Origin of the sequence: Neisseria bacilliformis (genome assembly GCF_014055025.1) — a bacterium.
Lineage (GTDB): Bacteria > Pseudomonadota > Gammaproteobacteria > Burkholderiales > Neisseriaceae > Neisseria > Neisseria bacilliformis.
Window position 1 is genome coordinate 1286656 of sequence record NZ_CP059571.1, and the last position, 12435, is coordinate 1299090.

The window sequence follows — 12435 nt, forward strand, 5'->3', positions numbered from 1 at the left end:
CGCATACCCACATACCCACGGGCTACCCAGTAAATTTATGTATGTGGGTATGCACTTTTTACAATATAAACAAAAAGATAAAATGTAAATTCCCACATACCCACTAAAAAACGCGTTTTGCGTTTTATATACGCATGTTTTCCCGCCTGCCCGACGGCCACCCTTACGGTATATTCAATCCGAATGCAAGCCAACCACGAAAAAAAACCGCCGGAAACGGCGGCGCAGATGACGGCGGAAAAAACACAAAACAGCCAAAAAACCGCCTGACCTTTGCAAAATGGGGGTATTTTTGGGGGTATTTTGGTTTTTGCTGTTTAAACAGTTTATAAAAATCAATGTATTAAGTATTTAGTTCAAGTCTAGCTGTCGCACCAATATAAAAAACAGCCCCAACGTGCGGGCTGTTTTTTTACGTCTAACGCCGTCTAATGCCGTAAACCAAAATCCCGCCGTATAAGGCTTTGCATCAAATTCACGCCCGCCGTTTCCCCGCCTTGACCGTCTAACGCCGTCTAATCCCGTCTGATTGAATCGACCAAATCGCGGGGGTATTGGAGGCATCTGCAAACACCCTCGAAAAATACCCCCAAAATGCCGCTAAACGACCGCCAAATCAGGAATGCCAAGCCCGCCGCCAAGCCCTACAAGCTGGCAGACGGCCTTTTCTGTATGCAGATTTTGTTGAAAACCGGCCTTACGGTGGTGTTTTAGGTTCTCTTAAATATCAATAGTCTCAGTAGTTCTTGCGTTCACTCCGACCGCTGGCGCAGTTGCTCGAACAGGCAGACGGTGGCGGCCATGGCGACGTTGAGGGATTCGGTTGCGCCGGACATGGGGATTTTTACTGTGCGGGTGGCGGTGTTGCGGGCGGCGGCGGTGAGGCCGCCGCCTTCGTTGCCGAACAGCCAGGCGCAGGGGGGGCGCAGGTTGAGGCGGTAGAGGGGGGTGCTGTTGGCGGTGAGGGCGGTGGCAAACAGGGGTTCGCGGTAGGTTTGCCTCCATACGGCGAGGTTGGAGGCGGGGTGGAGGCGCAGCAGGAAGTGCGCGCCCATGGCGGCACGGAGGACTTTTGGCGACCAGAGGTCGGCGCAGCCTTCGCCGGCGATGATTTGGCGCACGCCCGCCGCCGCTGCGCTGCGCAGGATGGTGCCGATGTTGCCGGGGTCTTGGATGCGTTCGAGTACGACGCAGTCACCGTTTTGCGGCGGGGCGGCGGTTTCGGGGATTTCGACCAGACTGAGGATGCCGCCGCCGTCGGAGAGGGCGGAGGCTTTGGCTAGCAGGCGGTCTTCGACGGCGGCGGTGTTTTCGGACGGCAGACGCGCGAGCAGGCTTTGTGTTTCGGGGGTGTGCAGGCGGCTTTGTGCGATGAAGACTTGTTGCGGCTGCGCGCCGCTTTGCAGCAGCGCGTCGAGCAGGTGCGCGCCTTCGAGTACGGTTTGGCGGTATTGGCGGCGGTATTTGGCCGACACGCCGAGTTTGGCGAGGTGTTTGAGCTGCGTGTTGTGCGGGGAGGCGATTTGTTTCATGGGTGTTTGTTTTGGAACGGTGTTTTGACTGTGTTGCGGCTTCGTTTTCACTTCGTTGAAGCGACGCTTTCAGACGGCCTGTGCTTGGCGGGTGCGCAGTGAAGGGAGAGGCCGTCTGAAAAAGTGTTTTCAGACGGCCTTTTGCCTGCGCGGGGCTTATTCCTCTGCTTCTTCCGCGCCCTTGTTTTCCGCTTCGTTTTCAAGCGCGCCGGTGTCGGCATCACTCTCGTCTTCGGCAGCGGTGTCTTCCGGCTCTTCGGCCACGCGCTCGAGGCTGACGAGCTGTTCGCCTTCGTCGAGGTTGATCAGTTTCACGCCTGCGGCGGCGCGGCCGGTTTCGCGGATTTGATCGACTTTGGTGCGGATGAGCACGCCGCCGCTGGTAATCAGCATCAGATCGTCGCTTTCGCCCACCAGCGTGGCGGCAACCAAATCGCCGTTGCGCTCGCCGGTGTTGATGGCGATATTGCCTTGTCCGCCTTTGTTTTTGCGGCTGTAATCGGCAATCGGGGTGCGTTTGCCGTAGCCGTTGGCGGTGGCGGTGAGCACTTGCAGATCGCCCTGTTCGCACTCGGGGGCGAAGGTGATCAGGCTGACGATGCGGCCGTTTTCGGGCAGGCGCATACCGCGCAGGCCGCCGCTGCCGCGTCCGCTCGGGCGCACGCCGTGTTTGCCGCTGATTGCGGCGGTGTCGCCGCCTTCTTCGTCCTCGGAGTCGGAAAGGTCGTCTGAAACGTCGTTTTCGTTGTCGGTTTCTTCCGCGTCGTCGCTGCCGGTTTTTTCCCAAAATTCGTTAAAGCGGATGGCTTTGCCGAGGTTGGAGAACAGCATGATGTCGTCTGAACCGCCGGTTTTGGCCACGCCGACGAGGCAGTCGTCTTCTTTGAGGGCGATGGCTTTGATGCCTTGTGCGCGCACGTTTTTAAACGCGGAAAGCTGCACTTTTTTCACCATGCCCTGCGCGGTGGCGAAGAAGACGTATTGGTCTTCGGGGAACTCGCGCACGGCGAGAATGGCGGAAACTTTTTCACCCTCTTCAAGCTGGATCACGTTATTAATCGGGCGGCCTCGGCTGTTGCGCCCGCCTTCGGGCAGTTTGTACACCTTGATCCAATGGCATTTTCCCAAGTTGGTGAAACACATCAGATAGTCGTGGGTGTTGGCGACAAACAGGGTTTCGATGAAGTCTTCGTCTTTGGTGGCGGCGGCCTGTTTGCCGCGACCGCCTCGACGCTGGGCTTGATAATCGGTGGTAGGCTGGGTTTTGATGTAGCCGCCGTGGGTAAGCGTTACCACCATTTCGCGCTGGGGAATCAGGTCTTCGTCGGCAATGTCACCGCCGAAGGGGTTGATTTCGCTCTTGCGCCCGTCGCCGAAGCCGGTTTTGATTTCTTCCAATTCTTCGCGGATGATTTGCGTGATGCGTTCGGGTTTGGCGAGAATATCCAGAAAATCAATGATTTTTGCCATGATGTTTTTGTAGTCGCCGACGATTTCTTCCTGATCGAGGCCGGTGAGGTTGCGCAGGCTCATGCGCAAAATCGCGTCGGCCTGAATTTCGCTCAAATAGTAGCCTTCACCCTGCAAACCGAGATTTGCGGGCAGCCCTTCGGGACGCGCCATGCGCAAATCCAAATCGGTGCGGCCGAGCATGTCTTCCACTAGGCTGCTGCGCCATGCGCGGGCGAGCAGTTTTTCTTTGGCTTCGGGCGCGTCGGCGGATTCTTTGATCAGGCGGATCATTTCGTCGATGTTGGACAAGGCCACCGCTTTGCCCTCGGCGATGTGGCCTTCGTGCCGCGCTTTTTTTAGGCGGAACAGGGTGCGGCGGGTAACGACTTCGCGGCGGTGGCGCAGAAATTCGCTGAGAATCTGTTTGAGGTTGAGCAGGCGCGGCTGGCCGTCTACCAGCGCAACCATATTGATGCCGAAGCTGTCTTGAAGCTGGGTGAGTTTGTAGAGCTGGTTGAGCACGACTTCGGCGTTTTCGTTGCGTTTGAGCTCGATCACCACACGCATACCGGATTTGTCGGATTCGTCGCGCAGATCGGCGATGCCTTCCAGCGTTTTGTCGCGCACTAAATCACCGATTTTTTCCACCAGCTTGGCTTTGTTTACCTGATAGGGAATCTCGTCGATGATGATGGCTTCGCGTTCGCCGTTTTTGCCGATGGGCTCGATGTGGGTTTTGCCGCGCATGACCACGCGGCCGCGTCCGGTTTTGTAGCCTTCGCGCACGCCGGAGAGGCCGTAAATGGTGGCACCGGTGGGGAAATCGGGGGCTTGGAGGATGTTGATCAACTCGTCGATGTCGGTTTCGGGCGCGTCTAAAAGGTGCAGGCAGGCGTTGACGGTGTCGGTGAGGTTGTGCGGCGGGATGTTGGTGGCCATGCCCACGGCGATGCCCGAGGAGCCGTTGACCAAAAGCGCGGGGAAGCGGGTGGGCAGCACCAGCGGCTCGTGTTCGCTGCCGTCGTAGTTGGGGCCGAAATTGACGGTTTCTTCTTCGATGTCGGCCAGCATTTCGTGGGCGATTTTCGCCATGCGGATTTCGGTATAACGCATGGCCGCCGCGCCGTCGCCGTCCACCGAGCCGAAGTTGCCCTGACCGTCCACCAAGACATAGCGCATGGAAAAATCCTGCGCCATGCGCACGATGGTGTCGTACACCGCAGAGTCGCCGTGGGGGTGGTATTTACCGATCACGTCGCCGACGATGCGCGCCGATTTTTTGTAGGCGGCGTTCCAGTTGTTTTTGAGCTCGTGCATCGCATACAGAACGCGGCGGTGCACCGGCTTCAAACCGTCGCGCACATCGGGCAGCGCACGGCCGACAATCACGCTCATGGCGTAATCGAGATAGCTTTTGCGCATCTCGTCTTCAAGGCTGACGGGCAGGGTTTCGAGGGCGAATTTGTGGTCGTGGCGGATGGTATCGTCGGTCATGGCTGTGGGGCTTTGCGGGAACAAAAATAACGCGCGATTTTAGCACAAAAGGCTTTGAGGCCGTCTGAAAGCGAAGTTTCGGCGAAGTTAAAAGGCGGTGTGTGTTTTCAGACGGCCTCTGCGTCGGTTTGCCCCGTTAGGTACGGCGCAGGCGCGAAGAGGTCGTCTGAAAAGCGCAGCTCCAACAGAGTTAAAAAGCCTTACGCATTTTTTCAGACGGCCTCACGCTTGTCCGCGCCGCCGTTTTCCGTGTCTCACCAAAAATCGCGGATGTCCGCCGCCGCTTCCGTGCCGAAGCGTTCCGATTCGACATAGGCCGCGATTTTTGCCGCCGTATCGGCCGCCGTCTGCAAGCCGCCTTCGTTTTTCAGCGACACGAAACGGCCTTTGAGCGGGAAGGCCGCCGCGTCCGACGCGCGGATTTGCGCCTGCATGTCGGTGTCCACCACGCCCGGGGCGAGGCAGGCGGCGCGCACGTTTTCATGATGCTCCGCCGCCAAACAGCGGGCGTGGTGGTCGAGCGCGGCCTTGCTTGTGCCGTACACGCTCCAACCGGCGTAGCTTTTGCGCCCCGCGCCGCTGCCGATGTGCAGGATGTCCAGCGGCACCAGCGCAGGCCGCGCCGCCAAAACCGCGTTGGCCAGCAGCAGCGGCGCGGCCACGTTTAACGACACGGCAGACAGGATTTCAGACGGCCTCTGCCGCCCCGAAACGGCGTTGGGCGACACGGCGGCGGCGTTGTTGATTAACAGGATTTTGCCTGCATCGGCCAGAAAATCCCACAGCAGGCCGCCCCCGTCTCCACCATGCGGGGATGACGTGTCTGAAAGCCAGGCAGCCAAAGCCGCGCCGTCGGCCAAATCGATTGACACCTGATGCAGGTTTTCAGACGGCCGCAAAGCCGCCGCCCCCCGCGCCAGTCCCAAAACCTGCCAGCCGCGTTGCAGATAGAGTTCCGCCAGCGCCCGCCCCAGCCCGCGCGTGTGGCCGGTGATGATCAGCTTGTCCATAAAAACCCTTTTTCATACGCTACAATGCGCGCCATTTTACCCGCAAACGGAACACCGCCATGCCCAAACACATCCTGCTCGGCGTCAGCGGCGGCATTGCCGCCTACAAAGCCTGCGAACTCGTGCGCCTGTTAAAAAAACAAGGGCACGAAGTGAGCGTCGCCATGAGCCGCGCCGCCGCCGAATTCGTCTCCCCACTCACCTTCCAAGCCCTCAGCGGCAACCCCGTTTTGAGCGAAACCCACGACGGCGCGGCCGCTGACGGCATGGCGCACATCCGCCTCACCCGCGAAGCCGACGCCTTCCTCATCGCCCCCGCCACTGCCAACACCCTCGCCAAAATCGCGAACGGCATCGCCGACAACCTGCTCACCAACCTCGCCGCCGCCCGCACCTGCCCGCTGGCCGCCGCGCCCGCCATGAACGTGCACATGTGGCGCAATCCGGCCAACCAACGCAACATCGCCCAACTCACCGCCGACGGCATCACCGTCTTCCCGCCCGAAAGCGGCGATCTGGCCTGCGGCGAAACCGGCGAAGGGCGCATGGCCGAGCCCGCCACACTGGCCGAACTGCTGCCCGATTTGTGGACGGAAAAAATCCTGCGCGGCAAAAACGTGCTCATCACCGCCGGTGCCACCTTCGAGCCCATCGACCCCGTGCGCGGCATCACCAACCTGTCCAGCGGCAAAATGGGCGCGGCACTCGCCCGCGCCTGCCGCGCCGCCGGCGCGCGCGTTACCCTCGTGCACGGCCTGATGCAGGCCGCCCTGCCCGCCGCCCTGCACGAAACCGTCTCCGCCGCCCGCGCGCAGGACATGTACCGCGAAGTCATGGCACGCGCCGCCGACAACGACATCTTCATCGCCGTGGCCGCCGTGGCCGACTACACCGTAAAAAACGCCGCCGCGCACAAAATCAAAAAAGACGGCAGCGGCACGCCGCCCGTTATCGAACTGGCCGAAAACCCCGACATCCTCGCCGCCGCCGCCGCCCTGCCGCACCCGCCCTTCTGCGTCGGCTTCGCCGCCGAAAGCCGCAACGTGCTGGAATACGCCCGCGCCAAACGCCTGAAAAAAAACATCCCCCTCATCGCCGCCAACGACGTGTCCCTGGCCATGGGCGGCGACGACAACCAAATCACCCTGATCGACAAACACGGCGAAACCGCCCTGCCCGAAAGCGGCAAAGACCAAGCGGCGGCCGCCATCGTCGGGCGCATCGCGCATTTGTTGGACGAAGGGTAACGGAGAAAGGCGCAGAGGCCGTCTGAAAGCCCGTTTTCAGACGGCCTGTTTCACATACTCCCATGCCGGATCTAAGGTAGGGGGTGTCGCCCTCCGAGGCGACGCACGCGGTCTGCTCCACACAACGAATCCACGCCTTTCCAAAAAAAAAAACCAAACCGCGTGTGTGGCTTGCGCCACACACCCTACCTATGCGGCAAGAGGCCGTCTGAAAGCTCAGATTTGTTTTTCAGACGGCCTGTTTCCCCATCCCATCCATACCGAACCCGACGTAGGGTGTGTCGCCCCGAGGCGACGCACGCGTTCTATGCCGTTTAAAGGCCGTCTGAAAAAACGTTTTATCGGTTTTCAGACGGCCTTTGCACAAACCTTGCGCCTCACACTTCCAAATCGTCGCTCAGGTACACCCGGCTGCCGCCGTCGCGCGGCATCAGCAGGTTCATCAGCAGCGCGGCGGTGCCGCCCATGCAGATGGGGTTTTGGAACAGCTCTTTGAGCGGCAGCAGGTCGAACACTTCGGGCTTGAAGCTCACGCCCAGCCCCAGGCCGATGGAGGTGGCGGCGATGACGGTTTCGCGGCGGTTGATGCCGTGGCTCATCAGGATGCGCACGCCGGCCACGGTAATCAGGCCGAACATCAGCACCATCGCGCCGCCGATGACCGGGCTGGGGATGGTGGTGAAGGCGCGGCCGACGACGGGAAACAGCCCCAGCAGCACCAAAATGGCGGCGATGTAGCGGCCGACGTGGCGCGAGGCGACGCCGGTCATTTGGATCACACCGTTGTTTTGCGCGAAGGTGGTCAGGGGCAGCGAGCCCAGCGCGGTGGCGATGACCGACACCAGCCCGTCGGCCAAAACGCCGCCGCGCAGCCGTTTGCGGAACTCCGCGCCCTCGTAGTCTTCGCCCGACACCATCGCCGTGGCGGTCAGATCGCCCACCGCTTCGAAAATGCTCAAAAGATACACCAGCGCGGCCACGAGAAAGGGCACGGGCCGGAAATCGAAGCCGTATTTGAAGGGCTGCGGCACGGTAACGGGCGGCAGGCCGCGCAGCACGGAAAAATCCACCATGCCCAGATACAGCGCGGCCAGATAGCCCGCCACCATGCCCACGGCGATGCCGCTCATGCGCAGCAGCGGGTTTTTCAGGCAGTTGAACAGCAGCACCACCGCGAGCACGAATGCCGCCAGGCCGATGTTGCGCAGCGAGCCGAAGCTGCCGTCGGCCAAGGCCGCGAAGCCGCCGCCGAATTCGGTGATTGCCACGCCGATCAGGCTCAGCCCGATCATCATCACCACCACGCCGCTCACGGTGGGCGTGATCACTTTTTCCAGATAGGGCAACAGCCAGGCCGAAGCGGCCACCAGAAACGCGCCGCAAAAGGCGATGCCCAAAAGCGCGGACATCACCGCGTGCACGTCCATGCCCTGTTCCTTCATGCCGCTGCCCAGCGCAATCATCACGCCGACAAAGGAAAAGTTCACCGACTGGATGGAGAGCAGCCCCGAGCCGACCGGCCCGAAGCGGCTGACCTGCAAAAACGTGCCGATGCCGGAGGCCACCATCGCCATCGACACCAGATAGGCGGTCATTTCGGGCGGCAGTTTCAATGCGCCGCCGACAATCAGCGCAGGGGTAATCATGGGGACGAAAATCGCCAGAAGATGCGTAACCGCGCTCAACAGCGCGTTGGCAAAGGGCGGCTTGTCTTCGAGGCGGTAAACCAGATCGGCATTTTGCGGGGCGGGTGCGGACATTATGTGCTTTCGGGAAGGAGTGGGAAACGCGGCCGCCGGCGGGCGGCGGATGTGAAGTTTTGCAAAGGCGGGATTATAAACAGGCAGAGGCCGTCTGAAAAACGTTTTTGGCTGCGCCGAAACTGTTTTTCAGACGGCCTTTTGCCGTTTAGGCAGGGTGTGTGGCGCAGCCACGCACGCGGTTTCGGATTTTCGGGGGAAGTTCGGATTTTGTTATGCAGCAGGGAACGTGTGCGTCGCCTTGGGGCGACACACCCTACATTAGGTTCGGGATGGGCGGAATGGGGAACAGGCCGTCTGAAAACCCCCATTTTCAGACGGCCTTTGCCTAACGTTCGGCCAGCAGTTGCAGCAGCAGTTTTTTTTCCGCCGGGGTGAGGCCGCCTTGGGCGGTTTTTTGTTTGAGGATGTCGAGCTGGGCGGCGCGCAGGGATTTGGCGAGTTTGGCGAGGCCGTCGGCGAAGGCGGTTTCGTCTTCTTCGCCCGCGTCGTCGTAATCGGTCATGCCGCTTTGGCGGTAGATGGTGTGCAGCACGGTTTCGGTGCGGCTGCCCCGGAAGTGTTCCCAGATTTGCGCGTGGTCGGGCAGGGTGGGGCGGCTGCGGATGAAGTCGGCGATGTCGACGAGGCAGGCGGCGTCTTCTTCGGGGGGGAGGTAGTCGGGCAGTTCGACGTGCGCGGCCCAAGCGGGGTTGGCCATCAGGCTGCGGATGAGGCGTTGGGCGAGGGTGGGCATGCGCATCTGGCGGGCGGTGTAGGCGGGCAGTTTGTAGCTTTTGGCCTGTACGCGCCGCTGCGGCATTTCTTGTCCGAGCAGTACGGCGAGGTCGGCCGGGTCGATGCCCACCATCTCGCCCAAACGCTGTTTCAAGAGAAAACCGAGCGCGGGCGCGGTAATCTGCGCCAGAAGCGGCGAGGCTTTTTTGACGAGTTCGGCCTTGCCCTCCTGCGTGTTCAGATTGAGGCCGTCTGAAAGCGCGTACCAGAAATATTCGGAAAGCGGTTTGCTCTGATGAATGAGCGCGTCTTCAAACTGCGCTTTGCCGAAGGCGCGGACATAGCTGTCGGGGTCGTGCTCTTCGGGCAGAAACAGAAAATGCAGCGATTTGCCGTCTTTGAGCTGGGGCAGGGCGTTTTCCAGCGCGCGCCATGCGGCTTTGCGCCCTGCCGCGTCGCCGTCGAAACAAAAATAGATGTCGTCGGTCTGCCGCATGAGGATTTTGACGTGTTCGGCGGTGGTAGCCGTGCCCAGTGCGGCCACGCCGTAGCCGATGCCGAACTGCGACAGGGCGACTACGTCCATATAGCCTTCCACCACCAAAATCCGCCCCGCGTCTTTGATGGCGGCACGCGCTTCGTAAAGGCCGTAGAGGTTTTTGCCTTTGTCAAACAGCGGCGTGTCGGGCGAATTGAGGTATTTGGGCTTGGAGTCGTCGAGCACGCGCCCGCCGAAGCCGATCACCTGCCCGCGTATGTCGCGGATGGGGAACATAATCCGGTGGCGGAAACGGTCGTAATGGCGGTTTTGCTCTTCGTTGTGTATCACCATGCCGCTATCAATGAGCGGGCTGCTCGGATAGGGCCGGAACACCTGCGCGAGCGGCTGCCAGCCCTCGGGCGCGTAGCCCAAGCCGTAGTGCGCGATGATTTCCGCGCTCAGGCCGCGCGTGTTCAGATATTGTTGCGCGGCGGGGGAGGATTTGAGCTGCTGCGCGTAAAAAGAAGCGGCGGCGGCGGTGGTTTCTTCGAGGGTCTGCTGCGTTTTTTTGCGCTGCGCCCGCGCTTCGGGATTGTCGCTGCGGCCGCGCGTTTGCGGCACGACCATGCCGACGCGGTCGGCCAGATACTGCACGGCCTCGGGAAACGACAGCCCCTGATGTTCCATCACAAAGCCCACCGCCGAGCCGTGTGCGCCGCAGCTGAAGCAGTGGTAAAACTGCTTGGTGGGGCTCACCGAAAACGACGGTGTTTTTTCTTTGTGAAACGGGCAGCAGGCCATGTAGTTCGCGCCGCTTTTTTTCAGCGGCACTTGTTGGTCGATAATATCGACAATATCGACTTTGGACAGCAGCTCGTCTATGAAATCGGATGGAATCATGGGGCGGGAATACGGAGGCCGCCCGCTTTGCAGGGGCGGCGTTATTGCAAGGTGCGGCCGGTGTTTTCAGACGGCCTGTTTCATTCTTGTTCTTCGTTGTCGCTGTTTTTGCAGAAGAAATAGGCGTAAACGGAGCGGAAGACGAGCAGGGCGGGCACGGTGGCGATCATGCACAGGAAAAACCGGCCGCCGTCGATGTAATCGAAAACGAACAGGCCGCCGAAAACAAGGCTGGCGGCGAAGGTTACGAGGATGACCATTATGGTGAAGGCGCGGTGGTTCACGGCGTTTTCCTCCGGTTGCGAAATAAGGCAAGGATACTGAAAAAAGGCTGCCGCCGCCATGCGAAAAGGCCGTCTGAAAACGGGTTTGGCTTCATTTGAAGCACCGTTTTAAGACGGCCTTTTGGCTTATTGCGCGGCGGGGGCGGCGTATTCCTCAAAGCCTTCCACTTCGAGGCCGAAGCCGGTGAGGCCATTCATGGAGGAGGGTTTGCCCATCACGCGCATTTTTTTCACACCGAGGCCGGCGAGGATTTGCGCGCCGATGCCGTAGGTTTTCCTGTCCCATTTTTTGATTTGGAAGGCGTTTTTCGGCAGGGTGCGTTCGAGCAGCGACGCGCCGTCTTCGGTGCGGTGCAGCAGGATGGCGACGCCGCTTTCGCACGTTTGCAGGCGTTCGAGCACGGCGGGCAGCGGCCAGGAGTGGCCGGGGGCGGTGTGCAGGAAGTCCATCACGCCGAAGGGTTCGTGCACGCGCACCAGGGTTTCGCGCTCGGGCAGGATGCGGCCTTTGACCAGGGCGAGGTGGGTTTCGCCGGTGAGTTTGTCCACATAAACGTGCTGGCGGAACGCGCCCCAGGGGGTGCGGATTTCGCTGTCGCCCATTTCTTCGAGCAGGCTTTCGGTGCGGCTGCGGTATTCGATGAGGTCGGCGATGGTGCCGATTTTGATGTTGTGTTCGGCGGCGAATTTTTTCAGCTCGGGCATCCGCGCCATGGTGCCGTCGTCGTTGAGGATTTCGCAAATCACGCCGGCGGGGATGAGGCCGCACATCCGGGTGAGGTCGACGGCGGCTTCGGTGTGGCCGGCGCGCACCAGCACGCCGCCTTTTTGCGCGCGCAGCGGGAAGATGTGGCCGGGCTGGACGATGTCTTCGGGGCGCACGGCCGGCGAGACGGCCGTGCGGATGGTGTGGGCGCGGTCGGCGGCGGAAATGCCGGTGGAGATGCCTTGCGCCGCTTCGATGGACACGGTGAAGTTGGTGCCGTATTGCGCGCCGTTTTTCTGCGTCATCTGCGGCAGGTTGAGCCGGTCGACCAGCTCGTCGGCCATCGGCAGGCAGACGAGGCCGCGTGCGTGTTTGATCATAAAGTTGACCGCCTCGGGGGTAACGGACTGGGCGGCCATAATCAGATCGCCTTCGTTTTCGCGGTCTTCGGCGTCGGTGATGATGACCATTTTGCCGGCTTTGATGTCGGCGAGGATTTCGGGAATGGGGGAAACGGCGGCGGTCATGGCGGCTTCTTTCGTGGGTGGGTGCAAAAGCGGCGGATTGTATGCGCGGGGCGGGGGAATGGCAATGAGGCCGTCTGAAAAACAGTTTTCAGACGGCCTTTTGGCGGCATGGAACGCGTGCGTCGCCTTGGGCGGCACGCCCTGCGTATGGTTCATGATGCCGGTGGAAACGGTGGGTCAAGACCCACCCTACGGGCTTTTTGGCCGCATAGGCTGCGTGCGTGGCTGCGCCACACACTCTGCGTTTGGGGCGGCATGGGTCGGATGGTAAGAGGCCGTCTGAAAAACCGGTTTTGGCTGTGCCGAAGCTGCGCTTTCAGACGGC

At 60.8% G+C, this 12435-nt stretch carries 8 protein-coding genes; 1 reads left to right on the top strand and 7 read right to left on the bottom strand.

Annotated features, from left to right (window positions below; translation table 11 throughout):
- Positions 1–752: 752 nt before the first annotated feature.
- From H3L91_RS06470 to H3L91_RS06480, 3 genes are all read right to left on the bottom strand, one after another.
- Entirely contained in the window at positions 753–1532 is a 780-nt protein-coding gene (locus H3L91_RS06470) for a TrmH family RNA methyltransferase (protein ID WP_007342823.1), read from the bottom strand.
- A 156-nt stretch (positions 1533–1688) separates the two neighbouring features.
- Positions 1689–4478: a DNA gyrase subunit A gene (gene gyrA / locus H3L91_RS06475; RefSeq protein WP_007342824.1), complete on the bottom strand. Its 2790-nt coding sequence runs from the start codon at positions 4476–4478 to the stop codon at positions 1689–1691.
- Between the two features lie 254 nt (positions 4479–4732).
- Positions 4733–5488 carry an SDR family NAD(P)-dependent oxidoreductase gene (locus tag H3L91_RS06480; RefSeq protein ID WP_007342826.1) on the bottom strand — a complete coding sequence of 252 codons (756 nt, stop codon included), beginning with the start codon at positions 5486–5488 and terminating at the stop codon, positions 4733–4735.
- Positions 5489–5547: 59 nt separating this feature from the next.
- Here H3L91_RS06480 and coaBC point away from each other — a divergent pair, with 59 nt between their 5' ends.
- Positions 5548–6735 (top strand): bifunctional phosphopantothenoylcysteine decarboxylase/phosphopantothenate--cysteine ligase CoaBC, encoded by a 1188-nt coding sequence (gene coaBC / locus H3L91_RS06485; protein WP_007342827.1) that lies wholly within the window; start codon positions 5548–5550, stop codon positions 6733–6735.
- Between the two features lie 377 nt (positions 6736–7112).
- Here the strand turns inward: coaBC and H3L91_RS06490 are convergent, their stop codons facing one another.
- The 4 genes from H3L91_RS06490 to ribBA all read right to left on the bottom strand — a co-directional run bounded on the left by H3L91_RS06490 (position 7113) and on the right by ribBA (position 12110).
- Positions 7113–8495: a uracil-xanthine permease family protein gene (locus tag H3L91_RS06490; protein WP_007342828.1), complete on the bottom strand. Its 1383-nt coding sequence runs from the start codon at positions 8493–8495 to the stop codon at positions 7113–7115.
- A gap of 328 nt (positions 8496–8823) precedes the next feature.
- Positions 8824–10593 (bottom strand): DNA primase, encoded by a 1770-nt coding sequence (gene dnaG / locus H3L91_RS06495; protein ID WP_007342830.1) that lies wholly within the window; start codon positions 10591–10593, stop codon positions 8824–8826.
- 80 nt (positions 10594–10673) lie between these two features.
- Positions 10674–10877: a hypothetical protein gene (locus tag H3L91_RS06500; RefSeq protein WP_154647203.1), complete on the bottom strand. Its 204-nt coding sequence runs from the start codon at positions 10875–10877 to the stop codon at positions 10674–10676.
- A 126-nt stretch (positions 10878–11003) separates the two neighbouring features.
- Positions 11004–12110 (bottom strand): bifunctional 3,4-dihydroxy-2-butanone-4-phosphate synthase/GTP cyclohydrolase II, encoded by a 1107-nt coding sequence (gene ribBA, locus H3L91_RS06505; protein ID WP_040659513.1) that lies wholly within the window; start codon positions 12108–12110, stop codon positions 11004–11006.
- Positions 12111–12435 lie beyond the last annotated feature (325 nt).

Bases quoted from the DNA above. Each gene is read 5' to 3' on its own strand.
- H3L91_RS06480 (WP_007342826.1), bottom strand. From the start codon at position 5,488: ATGGACAAGCTGATCATCACCGGCCACACGCGCGGGCTGGGGCGGGCG.
- coaBC (WP_007342827.1), top strand. From the start codon at position 5,548: ATGCCCAAACACATCCTGCTCGGCGTCAGCGGCGGCATTGCCGCCTAC.
- gyrA (WP_007342824.1), bottom strand. From the start codon at position 4,478: ATGACCGACGATACCATCCGCCACGACCACAAATTCGCCCTCGAAACC.
- H3L91_RS06490 (WP_007342828.1), bottom strand. From the start codon at position 8,495: ATGTCCGCACCCGCCCCGCAAAATGCCGATCTGGTTTACCGCCTCGAA.
- ribBA (WP_040659513.1), bottom strand. From the start codon at position 12,110: ATGACCGCCGCCGTTTCCCCCATTCCCGAAATCCTCGCCGACATCAAA.
- H3L91_RS06470 (WP_007342823.1), bottom strand. From the start codon at position 1,532: ATGAAACAAATCGCCTCCCCGCACAACACGCAGCTCAAACACCTCGCC.
- dnaG (WP_007342830.1), bottom strand. From the start codon at position 10,593: ATGATTCCATCCGATTTCATAGACGAGCTGCTGTCCAAAGTCGATATT.